A 17,248-nucleotide genomic window follows, 5' to 3' on the forward strand; every position below is an offset into this window, starting at 1 on the left:
CAGGTGCGGCGGCCAGGGCGCGCCCGGCGCCAGCGGCACCTGGCGGCAGCAGGCTCAGCAGGGCCGCCAGGGCGATGGCCAGAAGCCCTTGCCGCCATCGCGCCGCCGCTGTCGCCGCTGTCCCCATCGCCACCGCTCCCTGGCTGTGCCCTGACCCTGATGCTGTTCAGGATGCTCCCGGAACCGGGCGGCGGTGCGCTGGCATCGATCCGCTGAAATGGTGCTCAGGGATGGCAGGATCGCCTTCTCCGAAGCGGCCGCGGGCGGGGTTGACGATGGATCCAGCCCTGTCCTCCGGCGCCGGGGCCGGCCGTTTCGGCATCCTGCTGTTCCCCGGGGTGGAGGAACTCGACGCCGTCGGTCCCTGGGAGATGGCCACGCTGTGGGCGCGCCAGCCGAGCGGCCCCGGCCAGTGCCTGCTGATCGCCCAGGGCGAAGGCCCGATCACCTGCGCCAAGGGAATGGTGCTGCTGCCCCACGCCAGCTTCGCGTCGGCTCCGCCGCTGGATGTGCTGCTCGTGCCGGGGGGGCAGGGCACCCGCACCGAGGTGGCCAATGCCGAGCTGATCGCCTTCATCCGGCGCCAGTCGGCCAGCTGCCGGGCGGTGCTCTCGGTCTGCACGGGCGCCTTCCTGCTGCACGCCGCCGGCCTGCTCAGCGGCCGGCGGGCCACCACCCATTGGGCCTCCCTCGATCGGCTGCGGGCCCTCGGCGACGTGGAGGTGGTGGAGGAGCGCTTCACCCGTTCGGGCGCGATCTGGACCGCGGCGGGGATCTCCTCGGGCCTCGATCTCCTGCTCTGGTTCATTGCGGAGTCCGCCGGTGAAGATGTGGCGGGAATCGTGCAACTGGAGGCGGAATACTTTCCTGCTTCGAGGGTTTATGGCCGTGCCGCAACCAGCGGAAAGGGATCGGCCTATTTCCGGGCAAATTCCTGAACTTCAGGAGCCGATGGGATGGGTGTTTTCACTTATCTCGCCAATGATTCTGATCGATTAGGGTCAAGGAAAGAGAGGAGGAGATCCCATGTCATCCCGTGAATCCACCTGTGAACGGCCTCGCACCGGGGCTGCTGTTCACGCCCCAGCCAACGCCACCGAAGCCCTCCACCGTGTGAAGGAACTGGCGCGTCGCGATCCGCAGTTCGCCGCCGCCCTGAGGACATCCGATTCGCCTCAGAATGCGGCTGATCTGGCGCAACGGCACGGCATCAACGTCAGTGCGGCAGCGCTCTGGCGCCAACGCGGCACCCTGGCCCACGGTGGTCTGCCCACCTGGCGCGGCTAAACCGGCCCGGGGCCCTTGAGTTCAAGGCTGTTCCCTTCCGGATCCTCCAGGTAGAGGGCCGGCCCGACACCTTCGGCTCCGTAGGTGTGATGGAGGGGGCCGGCATCGATGCCCTGGCTGCGGAGATGGGCCCGCAGGGCGTCTTCATCGAAGGGTTCGATCCTCAGGCAGACGTGATCCAGGTTGTGGCCGTCCTTTCCCGGTGCCGCCCCGCCCCGGCGGCCCAGTTCGCCGCTGACCGCCGCCAGGTCGATCAGGGCGTTGCCGGCCCTCAGGTGGATCATTCCCAGGGCCTCATTGCGTCGCGCCACCGTGCAGCCCAGCACGTCGGTGTAGAAGCGCTCCATCCGCTCCAGATCCCTGCAGCGCAGCACCACGTGGTCGATTCCTGCGATCTGCATGGCCGTCGCCTCCCTGCGCTCCACCCAGTGTCGCCGGCCGTTACGCCGCTCAGAGGGCGGGCTGCCAGGTACCGCTGCGGCCATCGGCGCTGTCGGTCTGCTCGCTGAAGGGCACCACCTGGTTGCGGCCGGTCTGCTTGGCCCGGTACATGGCGTGGTCGGCCCGGGTGATGATCGCGTCGGGGTTCTCGCCCGGGCGGACCATGGTCACCCCGATGCTGAGGGTGATCGACAGGCTGCCGGCACTGGTGAGGATCGGCTCGGCCACGGCCCGGCGGAGCTTCTCGGCGATGGTGACCGCATCGCCCAGCCCCCGCACCCCCTGGAGCACCACCACCAGCTCGTCGCCGCCGATGCGGGCGGCCATGTCGCCGCTGCGCAGACCCGAGCGGATCCGGGCGGCCACCGTCCGCAGCAGCTCGTCGCCGGGCCCATGGCCGAAGGTGTCGTTGATCTCCTTGAAGTTGTCGAGATCGCAGAACAGCACGGCGGTGGCGTCCCCCTGGCGCTGCACCCGACCGGCGATCGCGGTGATCCGCTCGCGGGCCTCATGGCGGTTCACCAGCCCGGTCAGCTCATCGGTGCAGGCCCGGCGGGCCAGTTCCCGTTCGGCGGCCACCTCCTGGTCCACCGTGCGGAACGAGCCCACGATGCCGTCCAGCTGGCCCAGGGGATCCCGGTGGGGACTGGCATGCAGCTCCACCCAGCGGCGGCTGCGGTCGTGGGCCAGGGCCTGCAGCCGGCGCACCACGGTGCCCCCGCCGGCCAGGGTCTGGAGGTCCTGATCCAGCAGCGGATGGTCGTCGGCGGGGATGAAGTGGCTGAGCGGATGGCCGACCCAGTCCTCCGGCTGCCAGCCCAGCATGCAGGTGAGTGAGGGGGAGATCCAGCTGACCAGGCCCCCCTTGACCAGCAGCACCACGTCGCTGGAGTTCTCCGCCAGCAGTCGGTAACGCTGCTCCGAGCTGGCCAGGGCGGCTTCCGCCTGCACCATCTCGGTCACGTCGTTGAACTGGGCGATCACGAAGGCCAGGCTGCCGTCGGGGCGGCGGGAGCTTGACACGCTGCAGTCCACCCAGAGGGGGGGGCGCTCGCCCTGCAGGATGCGCTTGCGCAGCCGGTAGCAACGACGGCGGCCGTCCACCAGTTCCGCCATCAGGGGAGCTTCACCGGCCCGGTCCTCCGGCGGCGAGCACGACGGCCAGGTGAGGCCCTCCAGGTCGGCCGGGTCCCGATCAAGCAGCCCGCCGGCGGCGGGGTTGATGGAGAGCACATGGCCCTCGGCGTCAAGCAGGGCGATGCCGGTGGAGGTGTTCTCCATGGTGAGCCGCAGGCGTTCCTCCGAGGCGGCCAGGGCCGCCTTGGTGCGCTCCTCCGCCAGTCGGGCGTCCACTACGCCCTGGATGTCCCGCCAGCTGCCCACCAGGCCCGTCACGTCGCCGTCGGGCCCTGGCACCGGGCGCAAGGCCATGGAGATCCAGCGGCTGCCGCCGTCGGCGGCACGGAAGCGCAGGTCGCAGCCGCTGTTCTCCCCCTGAAGGACCCGGTCGATGGCCTGATCCAGGCGGTCACGGTCCGGCTCCAGCACCAGCTCGGCGATGGTCCGGTCCCTGAGGGCGCGGGCGTCATGGCCCAGCAGCTGCTGCACCGCGGGCGACACCCAGGAGATCCGCCCCTGGCAATCGCTGCTGAGCACCACATCGGGGGCGTTCTCGGCCAGCAGCTGGTAGTGATCCTTCAGCTCCCGGTTGCTGCGGTCCTTCGCCTGCAGTTCCCGAGCCAGGTGCATCGAGACCCAGGCGATCCCGATCAGGCCGGCCAGCCGCAGCAGCAGTTTGAGGGTGGTGGCCTGGGGAGACTGGAGCGACCAGACGACCGTCAGGACGATGGCCAGGCTCGTGAACCAGCCCACCTGGCGGGGGGTGGCGAACGAAGCGGCCAGAACCACGGGGATCCAGTAGTACGGATACAGCGTGATCCCCAGGCTTCTCGACAGAAGCAACTCCACGAGAAACAATCCCACCAGGGCGGCCGCCAGGACGATCAACCGTGAGCGATAACGTCCCTGGGCGATGGATGGCTTCAGCGGCCGACGCCTTCCGCCTGGGTCTCCACGCTGCTCTGGTGCCCCTTGAGGTGTTTCTCACAGGCCAGGGTGGCTGAGGCGAACAGCAGCGCCATGCTCAGCATGACCCCCTGAAGCTGGACCAGACGCAGGAGGGGGGTCATCGGCCGGTGTCCCGTTCGAAAATGATTATAGGTACAGATGCCGACCGGGCTGACCCTCGCGCCGACGGTGGCTAGCACAGGGAGGATGGGAGAACGATGGCATGACCAGCTCCGCAACCGCCGCAACCGCCCCCACCGCGACCGGCGCCGACAACGGCGATCCGCGCATCGCCCAGGTGGTCCGTCGCCACGGGGCCCGCGCCGATGCCCTGATCGAGGTGCTGCACCAGGTGCAGGAGCTGCATGGCTATCTCTCGCCGGAATCCCTGCGGGTGGTGGCCATCGCCATGCGGCTGCCCCTGAGCCGCGTCCACGGCGTGGCGAGCTTCTACCACCTCTTCCGGCTGGAGCCCCCCACCGCCCACCGTTGCGCCATCTGCCTGGGCACCGCCTGCTACGTCAAGGGAGGTGGCCAGGTGGCGGCGCGCATCGAGCAGCGGCTGGGGGTGCGCCTGGATGATCCGGCGGGGGACGGGGTCTGGGCCCTGCAGCACGTCAGCTGCCTGGGGGCCTGCGGCCAGGCGCCGGTGCTGGTGGTGGACGGCGACCTGGTGACCCGGCTGCCGGTCGACCAGCCCGAGGAACTGGACGCGCGGCTGGAGGCCGCTGGCCTGCCTCAGCGCACCACCACCTGATTGGCCCCCAGATCCCTGGACTGGTTCAGGGCCAGCTCCACCCGCGACAGCATGGCCTGGCCGCTGGCATCGGAGGCCGCCAGCAGGCTCACGCCCGCATTCATCGCCAGCCCGTTGGCGGGTCCCTTTCCTGCCGGCAGGGCCGTCTCGGTCACGACCCTGCGGATCTGCTCCGCCGTGGTGCGGGCCGATTCAAGCGGCTGATCCCAGAGCAGCAGCAGGAATTCACTGCCTCCGATGCGGAACAGTTCGTCGTTGGCGTGCAGCAGCTGCCGGATGCTGGTGATCAGCCGCTGCAGCACCTCATCTCCCTTCTGCCGGCCAAGGACGGTGTTGATCGGTCGCAGACCCTGCACCGCGAAGGCCAGGCACGAGAGGGGCACGGTGCACTCGGAGGCCCGTTGGCTGATCAGCCTCAGGCTGCGTTCCAGCTCGGAGCGGTTTCGGGCCCCGGTGAGCAGGTCGGTGCTCGAGAGCCGCCGCAGCTGCTCGCTGCTCTGCCGGAACCGCTCGCTCATGGCGGCGAGATCCTGGCTCAGGCGAGCTTCCCGGCGCAGATGCTCGTGGAGGCTGCCCACCAGGCTCTGCACTTCGGCGATGACGGTGCCATCACCAAGGCCCCCGTCAGGCTCCGGATCGCCACCGAGGCCCAGGCCGTCGTCGCTGACCTCCGGCACCGAGGCGCGCAGCAGCTGCATCTGCCCATCCACCAGGGTGGCCGTCAGCTCGCTGAGAAGCACCCCCAGCAGCATCAGCCCCAGCGAGGCGATGAGCATGGTGGTGCTCTGCGCCTGCAGCTGCAGCACCACGGGCCGGGCGGGTTGCACCACCTGCACCCGATGGGGGCCCGAGAGCAGCGTGGTGCTCCAGTAGCCCTGGATCGAGACCTTGAGGGGGGGGCCAGGCCTTCTTGGGATCAGGATCTGCAACCCATCGGGCTGGATCCACTGCTGGGGGGCCGGCAGGAAGTTGTTCTCCAGCCGCAGAAACAGTGCTGGGTTGGAGCTGATCCGGTTGCCTTCCGCGTCGATGAGCAGGAAGGCTGTCGCGCCGGGGCTGGCCGGCAGTCTCCGGGTGGGCTCGCCGACGTGAGGGGGATCCATCCGGGCTGCGGCCTCGGCGACGGTCCGCAGGTTGTCGAGCACCGCCTCCTGGGCTGCCCCCTGCAGCAGGTTGCCCGAAAGGAAGGTGAGGGCCAGCGACGGCAACGTGAACGACGCCAGCACCACGGAGAACACGATGCCCCGCAGAGGCAGCAGTCCCTGGCCCCTCCTGTTGCGCCACACCTGCAGCAGCATGAACAGCAGGAAGGCCCCCACCGTGTTCGCGATGCCGTTGACCGCCTGCTTGGCGGCCGTCACGGCCACGTTCGCCGGGTCGATCTGCAGCACGACGCCATAGAAGAAGAACACCATCGGTGTCCCCACCAGGAGCCAGAAGGCGATCTCAGCCAGAACGATCCGGCCCTTGATGTCGTTCTCCGGCGGGCCGTTGAAGCGGTTGACGAACACCGCCTGCCACAGGGCCTCGGCGCTGAAGATCACGGCGGCCCAGGGATGGCCCCAGAGCTTCCAGGTGTAAAGGCTGGCCAGCACGGCGATGGCCACGCTCCACCAGCCCCGCCGCCACAGCAGGACGAGGGTGGGAAGGGTCGACCCGAGCAGGATCTGGATGCCGAAGAACAGCGGCAGCGCGCTCACATTGCCGAGCACCGCCAGCCCGGCCAGCAGAGCCAGCAGCAGTCCCTGGCGCTGCGTCATGGTGGGGCGGAGGACTCTCATGGCAGGGGGACCGCCGCAGCACTCCCCGCCACCGGGCTGAGCCTTGCTCCCCTGCGCAGCAGGTCCTCGAAGGCCTCGGCGGCCAGGGGACGGCTGAACAGGTAACCCTGGAAGGCGGGGCAGCCGCTGCGGAGCAGAAACTCCAGCTCCTCGGGTCGCTCGACCCCCTCGGCCAGAACGTGGACCCCCAGGCCCTCGGCCATGGCCAGCGTGGCCCGCACGATCGACTGCGAGGTGGGGTTGCCGTCGACCCCGTCCACGAAGGAACGGTCGATCTTGAGCTTGTGGATCGGAAATTTGTGAATGGTGCTCAGGGAGGAAAAACCGGTGCCGAAATCGTCGATCGCCAGTTCCACACCCATGCTGTTCAAGGTTAGAAGTTGTTCCCGGGTGCCGAGAGCCGGCATCAGGCAGCTCTCGGTGATCTCCAGCTCCAACTGGGCAACGGCCAGCCCCGTGCGGCTCAGACACGCCTGCACCAGTTCCGGCACGGTCTGGCGGGGATCCTGGAACTGGCGGGTGGAAAGGTTCACCGCCAGCCGGCCGGGCTCGAAGCCGACCTGCAACCACTTCTGCCACTGGCGGCAGGCCTCCTGCAGCACCCATTCGCCGATCCGGTGGATCAGGTCGCTGGCTTCGGCGATGGGGAGGAACTCCAGCGGAGAAACAACACCGAACTTCGGACTGCGCCAGCGCAGCAGGGCCTCGGCCCCCAGCAGCGTCCCCTGACCATCCACCTGGGGTTGGTAGAGAAGTTCCAGCTGGCCCCCTTCCACCGCCCGCTGCAGATGGGCCTCGATCGCCAGGCGCTGCCGGCTGCGGATCGTCATCTCGGCCGAGTACCGCAGCACCGCCTGCGGTCCCTGGCGCCTGGCCTGCCCGAGGGCCGTGGCGGCGAACAGGAGGAGGTTTTCCGGCTCCCTCGAATCCTGGGGGAAGCAGCTCACCCCCGCCCACGCCGACAGGGTGAGATCCAGCCCTCCCCCCGGAGCCATGGAATCGGTGAGGGCGGCCATGAGGGTGTGGGCCGTCTCCAGGGCCGTGGGGTCGGCCGGGTCCAGCGCGTGCACGATCAGGAACTCGTTCCTGCCGACCTGGGCCATGACGTCGGCGGGGCCCACGAAGTGGCCCAGCCGATCGACGGCGACCTGCACCAGCTGATCCCCCTTGGCCTGGCCGAAGCTTTCCTCGATCCGCTTGATGCCGTCCAGTTCGATCCAGATCACCACCAGGGGCTGGGACTGCTGGCACAGCTGACCGAGCCGCAGTTCGGCCATCTGCAGGTTGGGCAGGCGGGTCAGGGGGTCGTGGAAGCCGAGATACTCGAGCTGCCGGTCCTTCTCCCGAAGCACGCTCAGATCAGCCAGGGCGGCGATGTAATGGCTGGGGTCACCGGCGCCGTCCCGCACCACCCCCATCCGCATCCAGACCGGATAGGCCTCACCGCTGCGGCGTTGGTTCCAGATCTCCCCTTCCCAGCGGTCGTTGGCGAGCAGCTGCTCCCAGAGGGCGGCATAGAACTCCTTTGACTGGTAGCCGGAGTTCAAGATGCGGGGATTGCGGCCCACCAGCTCCTCCTCCGGGTAGCCGGTGATGGCCACATAAGCCTCGTTGCAGGCCAGGATCGCCCCGTCGCGATCGGTGACGACGAGCCCCTCCTGGATCAGGGAGCAGGCCTGACGGTGGAGGCGGAGCCACTGGAGGCTGTCCTCCAGCTGGCTCCGCAGCTCCCCCAGGCTGCGGCCCTCCTGTTCGGCCAGACGCCGCCGTCGCTGCACCTCCCGGGTCAGCAGGGCGGCCAGCAGGCTGGTCGTCAGACCCAGCAGCAGCACCGCACCCCAGGAGGGCAGCCAGGGTGCAGAGCCATGCAGGGGGTGCACCAGCAACAGCCACCGCTGGCCACCGATGTCGAGACGGTGGGAGAGGGCATGGGGCAGCACGCCGGCCGCCGGGAGGTTGCGGGAGTCGTAGAGGAGTTGGGCAGGGTCGGCGCGATCGCCGGCGTACAGCTGCACATCCACGGGCCCATCCAGCCGGATCAACGGGTGATCCAGGGCCGCCCGCATCACATCCCGAAGCGGCAGGGTGGCAAAGGCCCAGCGCGTCGCGGTTGGCGAGGTGGGGGAGGCCGGGACTGATTCCGTTCCGAAGGGCAGGATCTGCACCAGAAAGGCCGGCTGACCCGGCCGGGGCCGGCCGGGGAGCAGCCATCCCTCCTTGGGGGCGGGCTCCCGGCTGAGCTGCTCGCCGGAGCCCCGCACCCACGACCAGAGGTCCGAGCCCAGCAAATCGCGGCCGGCGGGATCCATCGGCGCGAGCAGCCGGATCGGCGCCTGCCCGGAGGCGGCCGTCGCGAACCCCACGGTGTTGATGCCCTCCAGGGTGCGCCCATCGCTCTCGAGGGAAGCAACGAACCGCTGCAGCTCCCCGAGGGTCACCTCCTGCGACGCCATCTGCAGGCCGACGAGCCCCCGCAGCACCGATTCGGTTTTCTCCAGTTTCCGGTGCAGGGCGGCGACGACGAGATCGGCCGCAGGTTTCTCCCCGTCGCCGTGCAAATGGGGGGTCTGAAGGATGCTGCCCCAGGTCAGCAGGGCGGTGCCCAACAGTCCGGTGGCCAGCACGGCAGCCGCCCGGGAGCTCGACCCCCGGGTCTGGCGCTCAGCTGGAGGCGGAGAAGGTGGCAGGGGGGCAGTCGGCGGCGGGGCCGGGCGGGACGTCAACCGTTCGCTCTGATCACTCATAATACTTTTTTCATATTTCTGGCCCACCCATGGGGGCTGTTGCCGGCTTTGCCCTTCCCCCGGGGAGGCGCCACAAGGGCCGGCGGCAGCCCATCGGCTGGCGTCCGTGGAGGGGTGGGCTGGCCGCTGTGTCGGCCCTGGTGCTGGCGCTGCTGATCGGCTGCCCACGTCAGCCTCCCCGTTTCGTGCTGGCGATGAATCCCTGGCCGGGCTACGCCTACTTCGCCCTGGCCCAGGCCCGTCAGCACTACGACCCCCGCAGACTCCGGCTGGACCTGCGCAATTTCGCGGACAACGACCGCGCTGTGCAGTCCTACGTCGGCGGGGCGGCCCAGGCGATCGCCACCACGGCGATCGATGTGGTCACCATCTGCGGTCTGGCCCCGGAGCGCTGTCCGGTGATCGTCTATGTGATCGATGAATCCCGCGGTGGCGATCAGGTGCTGGCCCTGCCGGAGGTGAAGGATCTGAAGGGCCTGGTCGGCCGGCCGATCGCCCTCGACCGCAGCAGCCTCTCCCGCTATCTGCTGGCCCGGGCCTTCGAGTCCGAGGATCTCCCCCCTCCGGTGCCCTCCCAGCTCCGGTTCCTGCCCGCCGCCTCCTGGGAGGCCGCCCTGCGGCAGGGGACGGTGGCGGCAGTGGTGACCTACCCGCCCCGCAGCGAGCTCCTGCGCCGCTCCCTGCCGCTGGACACGCTGTTCTCCAGCCGGCAGCTGCCCAACGAGATCCTCGATGTGCTCGCCGTCGAACCCGAGCTTCTGCGCCTGCACCCCGATGCCGTCCTGGCCCTGGTCCAGGGCTGGCAGGCGGCACGGGAGGAGGAAAGGGAAGGCCAGGTCGGCGTCCGCGAGGCGATGGCCGACCATCTCGGCCTCGATCCCGCCTTCAGCTCCGCCGTGCTGGGGGGCATCCGCTACCCCGGGCCCCAGGAGCAGTACGAGCTGCTCAACCCGCGGCAGAACAACCTGCCCCCGCTGCTGGAGCAGATCCGCCAGGTGCTTTACGCCAATGGCGTCATCCCGGCCAACACCCCCCTGCCCGCCACGGACGACAGCATGGCCCGGGGCCTCGCCAAGGGCCGCTGAACGGCGCTCCCGCCATTCCCTGGCTAACAGAAGGAGAGGCGTTCCCAGTTCCCCATGCCCCCCCCTGTGCAGGTGCGCTGCTGCGATGCCAGCGGCTGTCGTTCCGCCGGCAGCCAGACCCTGCGCACCGCCCTGGAGGACGCCCGTGAGGCCGCCGGCCTTGATCCTTCCCAGCTGACGATCAAGCCAGTGGGGTGCCTGCGTCAGTGCGGCAGCGGCCCCCTGGTGGCCTGCGACCGGCCCGGCCGCACCCAGCTCTACGGGGGGCTGGCGCCCGAGCAGGCCGGGACCCTGATCGCCGAGGCCACCGCCAATGCCACGGCCGCTCCGGCGTCCCCGGTGGATCCCCTGGCGGCCCATCGGATCGATCTGGAGGGCCCCTTCTTCGCCCTGCAGCGGCCCGTGGTGCTGGAGGGCTGCGGCCAGGTGAATCCCGAGTCCATCGACGACGCGATCGCCTTCGGCACCTACGCCCAGCTGCAGCGCGTCCTGCAGGAGCTCAGCCCCGAGCAGGTGCGTGACGAGGTGCGACGCAGCGGCCTGCGGGGCCGGGGCGGCGCCGGCTACCCGACCGGCCTGAAGTGGGACACGGTGGCCCTCCAGCCCCCTGGCCCCCGTTACGTGGTCTGCAACGCCGACGAGGGGGACCCCGGCGCCTTCATGGACCGCAGCGTGCTGGAGAGCGATCCGCATCGACTGATCGAGGGGATGGCGATCGCGGCCTACGCGGTCGGCGCCGAGCGGGGCTTCGTCTACGTGCGGGCGGAATACCCCCTGGCGATCGAGCGGCTGCGGCTGGCCCTGCAGCAGGCCCGCAGCCGGCACCTGCTGGGCAACCACATCCACGGCACCACCTTCAACCTGCGCCTGGAGGTGCGGGTGGGGGCCGGCGCCTATGTGTGTGGGGAGGAGACGGCCCTGCTGCTCTCGATCCAGGGTCAGCGGGGCATGCCCCAGCCCCGGCCCCCCTTCCCGGCCCAGTCGGGCCTCTGGGGCGCGCCCACCCTGATCAACAACGTCGAGACCTTCACCGCCGTGCCGGCGATCCTGCGGGAAGGCGGGGACTGGTACGCCGCCATGGGCACCGAGCACAGCAAGGGCACCAAGGTGTTCGCCCTGTCCGGCGCGGTGGTCAACACCGGCCTGGTGGAGGTGCCGATGGGCACCCCCCTGCGCACCGTGGTGGAGGTGATCGGCGGCGGCGTGCCCGATGGCTCGGCCATCAAGGCGGTGCAGACGGGCGGGCCATCCGGGGGCTGCATCCCGGCGGAACGGCTCGACACCCCCGTCGACTACGAAAGCCTGCTGGAGCTGGGTTCGATGATGGGCTCCGGCGGCATGGTGGTGATGGGGGAAAGCACCTCCATGCCCGAGGTGGCGCGCCACTTCATGGGCTTCAGCGTCAACGAGAGCTGCGGCAAGTGCATCCCCTGCCGCGCCGGCACCGTGCAGCTGGCCCTGCTCCTGGATCGCTTCGTGGAACGTCGGGCCACGCCCGAGGACATGGAACGTCTCGATGCCCTCTGCCAGATGGTGAAGGTCACCAGCCTCTGCGGTCTGGGTCAGTCGGCCCCCAATCCGGTGCTCAGCACCCTGCGCTGGTTCCGCCACGAATACGAGGCCGCCTGCCGGGAGCCTTCGGGCTGCGTCGCCAGCGGGGAGGTGCGCTGATGGCTGTCATCACCCTCAACATCAACGGCCAGGACGTGGCGGTGCCGGCGGGGGCCAGCCTGCTGGAGGCCACCCGGGCGGCCGCGGCCGATGTCCCCACCCTCTGTCACCTTGATGGGCTGAGCCCGGTCTCCGCCTGCCGGCTGTGCCTGGTGGAGGTGGAGGGATCGAACAAGCTGCTGCCCGCCTGCAGCACCGCCGCCGCCGAGGGGATGGTGGTGCACACCCACACCCCCCGGCTCAGGGAGTATCGGCGCATGGCGGTGGAACTGTTCTTCGCCGAGGGCAACCACGTCTGCGCCGTCTGTGTGGCCAACACCCACTGCGAACTGCAGGACATGGCCGTGACCGTGGGCATGGACCATTCCCGCTTCCCCTACCAGTACCCCCAGCGGTCGGTGGATGCCTCCCACCCCCAGTTCACCCTCGACCACAACCGCTGCATCCTCTGCACCCGCTGCGTGCGGGTGTGCGACGAGATCGAGGGGGCCCACGTCTGGGACATCGGCAGCCGCGGCGGCCACTGCCACATCGTCGCCGGCCTCGATGAGCCCTGGGGCCAGGTGCAGGCCTGCACCTCCTGCGGCAAGTGCGTCGAGGTGTGCCCCACCGGCGCCCTGTTCCGCAACACCGACACCACCGCCGAGAAGCAGCCCGACGCCGGCCTGCCCGCCCTGCTGCGCAGCGCCCGCGACCAGCGCCGCTGGCACAACCAGTGACTCCCCTCCCCATGACCCCCGTCCCGCCCGCCAAACTCCGCCTCGCCACCGTCTGGCTGGCGGGCTGCTCCGGCTGCCACATGTCGTTCCTGGATCTCGACGAGTTCCTCTTCGACCTGGCCGAGAAGGTGGATGTGGTCTTCTCCCCGGTCGGCACCGACGTCAAGATCTACCCCGAGCACGTCGACATCGCCCTGGTGGAGGGGGCGGTGGCCAATGTCGACAACCTCGAGCTGGCCCTGCAGGTGCGCGAGCGCACGGGCCTGGTGATCTCCTTCGGCGACTGCGCCGTGACCGCCAACGTGCCCGGCCTGCGCAACCTGCTCGATGGCGGCCACGACGGCGCCAAGGCGGTGCTGGAGCGGGGCTACCTGGAGCTGGCCGACGCCACGGGCCAGCTGCCCTTCGCCCCCGGCATCGTCCCCGAACTGCTGCCCCGGGTGCTGCCCCTGCATGAGGTCATTCCGGTGGATCTCTACCTGCCGGGCTGCCCCCCCTCCGCCGAGCGCATCCGCGAGGCGATCACCCCCTTGCTGGCCGGTGAGCGGCCGGCGATGGAAGGCACGGCCATGCTGCGCTTCGGATGAGGACCTCCCCATGACCCGCACCGTTCTCATCGATCCGGTCACCCGCATCGAAGGCCACGCCAAGATCACCCTCCACCTCGATGAGGCCGGCCACCTCACCGACACCCGCTTCCACGTGGTGGAGTACCGCGGGTTCGAGAAATTCTGCGAGGGCCGCCCCTTCACCGAGATGGCCGGCATCACGGCCCGCATCTGCGGCATCTGCCCGGTGAGTCACCTGCTGGCGGCCGCCAAGACCGGCGACAAGCTGCTGGCCCTCTCGATCCCCCCGGCGGCCGACAAGCTGCGGCGGCTGCTCAACCTGGCCCAGCTCACCCAGTCCCACGCCCTCTCCTTCTTCCACCTCAGCAGCCCCGATTTCCTGCTGGGCTGGGAGAGCGATCCGGCCAAGCGCAACGTCTTCGGCCTGATGGCCGCCGACCCCGACCTGGCCCGGGCCGGCATCCGCCTGCGCCAGTTCGGCCAGCAGATCCTTGAGCTGCTGGGCGGCCGCAAGATCCACTCCGCCTGGGCGGTGCCCGGGGGCGTGCGCTCGCCCCTCAGCCCGGAGGCCCGGGACTGGATCCTGGAGCGCCTGCCGGAGGCCCGCGCCACGGTGACCCTGGCGCTGGAGCTCTACAAGAAGCTGCTCGATGGCCCCCTGCAACGGGAGCAGCGCGTCTTCGGTGACTTCCCCAGCCTGTTCATGGGCCTGGTGACGCCGCAGGGGCTCTGGGAGCACATCGAGGGGCGCATCCGCTTCCGGGACGCCACCGGAGCGATCGTGGCCGACCAGCTCAGCGAAGACGACTACGCCGACTTCCTCGGCGAGGCGGTGGAACCCTGGAGCTACCTCAAGTTCCCGTACTACAAGCCCCTCGGCTATCCGGACGGCATTTACCGGGTGGGTCCCCTGGCCCGGCTCAACGTCTGCGACGGCATCGGCACCCCCTGGGCCGATCGGGAGCTGGCGGAGCTGCGCCAGCGCAGCGGCCAGCCCGCCACCTCGAGCTTCGCTTACCACCACGCGCGGCTCGTGGAGATCGTCGCCTGCCTGGAGGCGATCGAGATCCTGGTGGCCGACCCCGAGCTGATGCACGGCCGCATCCGGCTGCGGGCCTCCCTCAACCGCAACGAGGCGGTGGGGGTGAGCGAGGCGCCCCGCGGCACCCTCTTCCACCACTACAAGGTGGATGACGACGGCCTGCTCACCAGCGTCAACCTGATCATCGCCACCGGTCAGAACAACCTGGCGATGAACCGCACCGTGCACCAGATCGCCCGGGAGTACATCCCCGACCCGGTGCCCGCCGGCGCCGAGATCCCCGAGGCGATGCTCAACCGGGTGGAGGCGGGCATCCGCTGCTTCGACCCCTGCCTCTCCTGCTCCACCCACGCCGCCGGCCAGATGCCGCTGCGCCTGCAACTGCTGGCCGCCGACGGCACGGTGCTGGCCGAGCGCCTGCGGGGATGACCGCCGCCGGCGCCGGCACCGGAGGCGCGCTGCTGATCGGCATCGGCAACCCCCTGCGGGGGGATGACGGGGTCGGCTGGCACCTGGTGGAGGGTCTGGGGCTGCAGCGCCACCAGCTCACCCCCGAACTGGCCGAGGCGGTGGCGGCGGCCGAGCGGCTGCTGATCGTCGATGCCTGGCTGGCGCCACCCCGGAGCCCCTGCCTGCTGCGGCCCCTGGTGGCCAGCGATGGATGGGAGCGGGACACGCACCGGGTGGCACCCGCCCGGCTGCTGGCCCTGGCCGAGCAGCTGTTCGGCCGCTGCGTGCCGGCCCACGAGCTGCTGGTGCCGGCCTTCGATTTCTCCTGGGGGGAGCGCTTCTCGCCGCAGCTGCGGCGCCAGCTGCCCCAGGCGCGCCAGCTGCTGCGGGGCTGGTTGCGGGAGGGGGCGGCGCCCCATGCATGAGTTGAGCCTCATGGACGCCGTGCGGGAGCAGGCGCTGGAGCAGGCCGCCCGGCACGGGGCCGGCCGCATCACCACCATCACCCTGCGGGTGGGCAGCCTGGCAGGGGTGGAGATCGAGGCCCTGCGCCTGGCCCACACGGTGGTGATGGCGGGCACCATCGCCGCCGGCTCCCGGCTGGAGATCGAAGCGGTGCCCGCCGCCTTTTTCTGTGCCGCCTGCGAACAGCCCTTCGCGGCGCGCGATGGCTGCTGCGAATGCCCGCGCTGCGGCCGCATCAGCCGGGAGCTGCTGCGGGGCCGGGAGCTGCAGCTGGCCTCGATGGAGATCGCCTGAGCCGGCCACAGGGACTGGGGCCGCAGCGGGCGCCGTCATGACCGAGGTTGGCGATGATCCCGATCAGGGCCGGAAAATAATCTGCCTATTTTCTACAGAAGGCGGATTGACACTGGATTCCAGAGCGAAACGTAATCTTGTGCAAGTTTTCTCTTTCTGCCACTCTGTGCCAGGACTGATGCTGTCCATGGCTTTTCGTTTCGTCCATGGCGTGGGTTTATCTATACATCAGTGAGAGGAGCCCAACCCCCATGACATATTTCACAATAAATCTCACAAAGAAATTCACGAAACATTTCACGAAGGCTTGTGTCCGCGGGGTAGGAATCGCCGCAACGGGTGGCCTCCTGCTTGGCGGTCCCGCGATGGCAGAGGCCGGGCCTGCTGACGAGGGCGCCGAGCCCGTGACGAATCCCGTGACTTCGGAATCGCCCGCCGGTCTTCCCGGGATTGCTGAGGACGGCCCCAGCGCAAACCTGGTTCCCGAGGTCACGCCGGATGCCACCCTCATCGCCCAGACGTTCCCCCAGCCGGTGGTGAAGGAGGTCTATTCCGCCAAGGGCTGGTACCTCACCATCGGTGCCGGCGCCCAGACCCCCAGCGACCAGACGGTCAACAGCACGGGCACACTCGTTTCGCCCTTCTTCACCCCGCTGCTGTTCAACTTCGGCAACAACAACTCCACCAAGCTGGATCTGGGCGGGGGCTTCTCCGGTGATGTGGGCGTCGGTTACGACTTCGGCGCCCTGCGCGCCGAGCTCACCTACGGCTACAGCCGGGCCAGCCTCAACGCCGTGGGTGCCGCCAATCCGATCGGCTTCGGTGCCTTCGGCATCGTGCCCACCACCAACAACGTCTCCGGCATCATCAACAAGAATGATGTGCTGGCCAGCCTCTACTACGACATCGAGACCAACAGCCGCTGGACGCCCTACATCGGCGGTGGCATCGGGTACACCAACCTCAGCACCCCGAGTTTCGCCCTCAACGGCTTCCCCACCCACAGCGTCAACAAGGGGCTGTTCGGTTGGCAGGCCAAGGTGGGGGTCAGCTACGCCATGAGCTACAACTCCGATGTCTACGTGGAGGGCGTCTATCAAGGTGCCGGCGGCTATACCTCCGAGAACCTGACCTTCGACGCCTTCAACAGCTTCGGCGGCAAGATCGGCTTCCGTTACCGCTTCGGTGCCCGCCCCGTGGCGGCCGCGCCCGCGCCCACCCCGGAGCCGGAACCCGTCATGCAGCCCGCCCCGGCCCCGGCGCCGATCTTCCAGCCCGAACCGGCCCCCGCGCCGATCCGCGGCCTCTGGTGATCACGGCGGCTCTCAGGGCCCCGGCCCCGTCGGAACTCCGTGCCTAGCCTTCGGGCGAGGCCTGGCCCCGGCGGGGCTTTTCCGTACTCCTCTCCTGTCTGGGGGTCGATCCTGCGATGTGTGTCGACTGCAACTGCGGCCAACCGGTCGCCCCCGCCATCGAGGCCCCCCGGCACCTGGAGCTGGGCCAGCGCCTGCTGGTGCACAACGATGCCCAGGCGGCGGCCAACCGGGAACACTTCGCCGCCGCCGGCGTCCGGGTGATCAACCTGCTCTCCTCGCCGGGCTCCGGCAAGACCGCCCTGCTGGAGCGGCTGGCCAGGCACCTGGCGCCCGCCTCCCCATCGCAGCGCCATCCGATGGCGGTGATCGTCGGGGATCTGGCCACCGACAACGACGCCCGTCGCCTGCGGGCCGCCGGGGTGCCGGCCCTGCAGATCACCTTTTCGGCGTGCTTGCGCGAGCCATTGGTGAACACCACGCGCTGGCCTTCCAGCGCCGCCACATGACTGGCGAGCTCCGGATTGGGGGTGATGACCGAATGGTCGACGTCGTGAACGAAA

Annotated in this window: 17 protein-coding genes; 12 read left to right on the forward strand and 5 right to left on the reverse strand. The window is 69.6% G+C overall.

Features of this window, described 5'->3' with window-relative positions; translation table 11 throughout:
- Nucleotides 1-275 precede the first annotated feature (275 nt).
- Nucleotides 276-938: a DJ-1/PfpI family protein gene (locus tag VB734_RS12735; RefSeq protein ID WP_323243452.1), complete on the forward strand. Its 663-nt coding sequence runs from the start codon at nucleotides 276-278 to the stop codon at nucleotides 936-938.
- A gap of 88 nt (nucleotides 939-1,026) precedes the next feature.
- Nucleotides 1,027-1,287: a hypothetical protein gene (locus VB734_RS12740; RefSeq protein WP_323243436.1), complete on the forward strand. Its 261-nt coding sequence runs from the start codon at nucleotides 1,027-1,029 to the stop codon at nucleotides 1,285-1,287.
- On the opposite strand, the gene VB734_RS12745 is transcribed toward VB734_RS12740, so the two are convergent.
- Genes VB734_RS12745 through VB734_RS12755 form a run of 3 tightly spaced genes read right to left on the reverse strand, consistent with a single transcriptional unit; the run spans nucleotide 1,284 to nucleotide 3,917 of the window.
- Nucleotides 1,284-1,688, reverse strand: a complete 405-nt coding sequence (locus VB734_RS12745; RefSeq protein ID WP_323243437.1) for a VOC family protein — start codon at nucleotides 1,686-1,688, stop codon at nucleotides 1,284-1,286. The genes VB734_RS12740 and VB734_RS12745 overlap by 4 nt on opposite strands.
- A gap of 49 nt (nucleotides 1,689-1,737) precedes the next feature.
- Nucleotides 1,738-3,735: a PAS domain S-box protein gene (locus tag VB734_RS12750; protein ID WP_323243438.1), complete on the reverse strand. Its 1,998-nt coding sequence runs from the start codon at nucleotides 3,733-3,735 to the stop codon at nucleotides 1,738-1,740.
- Nucleotides 3,736-3,770: 35 nt separating this feature from the next.
- Nucleotides 3,771-3,917: a hypothetical protein gene (locus tag VB734_RS12755; protein ID WP_323243439.1), complete on the reverse strand. Its 147-nt coding sequence runs from the start codon at nucleotides 3,915-3,917 to the stop codon at nucleotides 3,771-3,773.
- Nucleotides 3,918-4,018: 101 nt separating this feature from the next.
- Between VB734_RS12755 and VB734_RS12760 the strand changes: the two genes are divergently transcribed.
- Nucleotides 4,019-4,552: an NAD(P)H-dependent oxidoreductase subunit E gene (locus tag VB734_RS12760; RefSeq protein ID WP_323243440.1), complete on the forward strand. Its 534-nt coding sequence runs from the start codon at nucleotides 4,019-4,021 to the stop codon at nucleotides 4,550-4,552.
- On the opposite strand, the gene VB734_RS12765 is transcribed toward VB734_RS12760, so the two are convergent.
- The gene (locus VB734_RS12765) at nucleotides 4,534-6,312 is read right to left on the reverse strand and encodes a GGDEF domain-containing protein (RefSeq protein WP_323243441.1); all 1,779 of its coding nucleotides are present in this window, start codon (nucleotides 6,310-6,312) and stop codon (nucleotides 4,534-4,536) included. The two genes, VB734_RS12760 and VB734_RS12765, sit on opposite strands and share 19 nt — an antisense overlap.
- Nucleotides 6,313-6,329: 17 nt before the next feature.
- Nucleotides 6,330-9,056, reverse strand: coding sequence for a putative bifunctional diguanylate cyclase/phosphodiesterase (locus VB734_RS12770; protein WP_323243442.1), 2,727 nt, complete (start codon nucleotides 9,054-9,056; stop codon nucleotides 6,330-6,332).
- Nucleotides 9,057-9,106: 50 nt separating this feature from the next.
- On the opposite strand from VB734_RS12770, the gene VB734_RS12775 reads away from it, so the two are divergent.
- The 9 genes from VB734_RS12775 to VB734_RS12815 all read left to right on the forward strand — a co-directional run bounded on the left by VB734_RS12775 (nucleotide 9,107) and on the right by VB734_RS12815 (nucleotide 17,194).
- Nucleotides 9,107-10,162 (forward strand): hypothetical protein, encoded by a 1,056-nt coding sequence (locus tag VB734_RS12775; RefSeq protein WP_323243443.1) that lies wholly within the window; start codon nucleotides 9,107-9,109, stop codon nucleotides 10,160-10,162.
- Between the two features lie 54 nt (nucleotides 10,163-10,216).
- Nucleotides 10,217-11,833 (forward strand): NuoF family protein, encoded by a 1,617-nt coding sequence (locus VB734_RS12780; protein ID WP_323243444.1) that lies wholly within the window; start codon nucleotides 10,217-10,219, stop codon nucleotides 11,831-11,833.
- On the forward strand, nucleotides 11,833-12,552 hold the full coding sequence (gene hoxU / locus VB734_RS12785; RefSeq protein WP_323243445.1) for a bidirectional hydrogenase complex protein HoxU: 720 nt from the start codon (nucleotides 11,833-11,835) through the stop codon (nucleotides 12,550-12,552). Before VB734_RS12780 ends, hoxU begins: the two co-directional genes overlap by 1 nt.
- Nucleotides 12,553-12,563: 11 nt before the next feature.
- On the forward strand, nucleotides 12,564-13,139 hold the full coding sequence (locus tag VB734_RS12790; RefSeq protein WP_323243446.1) for an oxidoreductase: 576 nt from the start codon (nucleotides 12,564-12,566) through the stop codon (nucleotides 13,137-13,139).
- Nucleotides 13,140-13,149: 10 nt separating this feature from the next.
- Complete coding sequence (locus VB734_RS12795; protein WP_323243447.1) at nucleotides 13,150-14,592, forward strand: Ni/Fe hydrogenase subunit alpha; 1,443 nt, start codon at nucleotides 13,150-13,152, stop codon at nucleotides 14,590-14,592.
- Entirely contained in the window at nucleotides 14,589-15,038 is a 450-nt protein-coding gene (locus VB734_RS12800; protein ID WP_323243448.1) for a hydrogenase maturation protease, read from the forward strand. Before VB734_RS12795 ends, VB734_RS12800 begins: the two co-directional genes overlap by 4 nt.
- On the forward strand, nucleotides 15,031-15,372 hold the full coding sequence (hypA, locus tag VB734_RS12805; RefSeq protein ID WP_323243449.1) for a hydrogenase maturation nickel metallochaperone HypA: 342 nt from the start codon (nucleotides 15,031-15,033) through the stop codon (nucleotides 15,370-15,372). Before VB734_RS12800 ends, hypA begins: the two co-directional genes overlap by 8 nt.
- Nucleotides 15,373-15,788: 416 nt before the next feature.
- A complete protein-coding gene (locus tag VB734_RS12810; protein WP_323243450.1) occupies nucleotides 15,789-16,685 on the forward strand; it encodes an outer membrane protein in 897 nt (298 codons plus the stop codon).
- A 116-nt stretch (nucleotides 16,686-16,801) separates the two neighbouring features.
- Entirely contained in the window at nucleotides 16,802-17,194 is a 393-nt protein-coding gene (locus VB734_RS12815) for a GTP-binding protein (protein WP_323243451.1), read from the forward strand.
- Nucleotides 17,195-17,248: the final 54 nt, after the last annotated feature.

This window comes from Synechococcus sp. BA-124 BA4 (genome assembly GCF_034931165.1).

Excerpts from the sequence above, each read along its gene's own strand:
- VB734_RS12780 (WP_323243444.1), top strand. The coding sequence starts at position 10,217 with ATGCCCCCCCCTGTGCAGGTGCGCTGCTGCGATGCCAGCGGCTGTCGT.
- VB734_RS12755 (WP_323243439.1), bottom strand. The coding sequence starts at position 3,917 with ATGACCCCCCTCCTGCGTCTGGTCCAGCTTCAGGGGGTCATGCTGAGC.
- VB734_RS12800 (WP_323243448.1), top strand. The coding sequence starts at position 14,589 with ATGACCGCCGCCGGCGCCGGCACCGGAGGCGCGCTGCTGATCGGCATC.
- VB734_RS12740 (WP_323243436.1), top strand. The coding sequence starts at position 1,027 with ATGTCATCCCGTGAATCCACCTGTGAACGGCCTCGCACCGGGGCTGCT.
- VB734_RS12760 (WP_323243440.1), top strand. The coding sequence starts at position 4,019 with ATGACCAGCTCCGCAACCGCCGCAACCGCCCCCACCGCGACCGGCGCC.
- VB734_RS12790 (WP_323243446.1), top strand. The coding sequence starts at position 12,564 with ATGACCCCCGTCCCGCCCGCCAAACTCCGCCTCGCCACCGTCTGGCTG.
- hoxU (WP_323243445.1), top strand. The coding sequence starts at position 11,833 with ATGGCTGTCATCACCCTCAACATCAACGGCCAGGACGTGGCGGTGCCG.
- hypA (WP_323243449.1), top strand. The coding sequence starts at position 15,031 with ATGCATGAGTTGAGCCTCATGGACGCCGTGCGGGAGCAGGCGCTGGAG.
- VB734_RS12815 (WP_323243451.1), top strand. The coding sequence starts at position 16,802 with ATGTGTGTCGACTGCAACTGCGGCCAACCGGTCGCCCCCGCCATCGAG.
- VB734_RS12745 (WP_323243437.1), bottom strand. The coding sequence starts at position 1,688 with ATGCAGATCGCAGGAATCGACCACGTGGTGCTGCGCTGCAGGGATCTG.
- VB734_RS12765 (WP_323243441.1), bottom strand. The coding sequence starts at position 6,312 with ATGACGCAGCGCCAGGGACTGCTGCTGGCTCTGCTGGCCGGGCTGGCG.
- VB734_RS12735 (WP_323243452.1), top strand. The coding sequence starts at position 276 with ATGGATCCAGCCCTGTCCTCCGGCGCCGGGGCCGGCCGTTTCGGCATC.
- VB734_RS12775 (WP_323243443.1), top strand. The coding sequence starts at position 9,107 with ATGGGGGCTGTTGCCGGCTTTGCCCTTCCCCCGGGGAGGCGCCACAAG.
- VB734_RS12795 (WP_323243447.1), top strand. The coding sequence starts at position 13,150 with ATGACCCGCACCGTTCTCATCGATCCGGTCACCCGCATCGAAGGCCAC.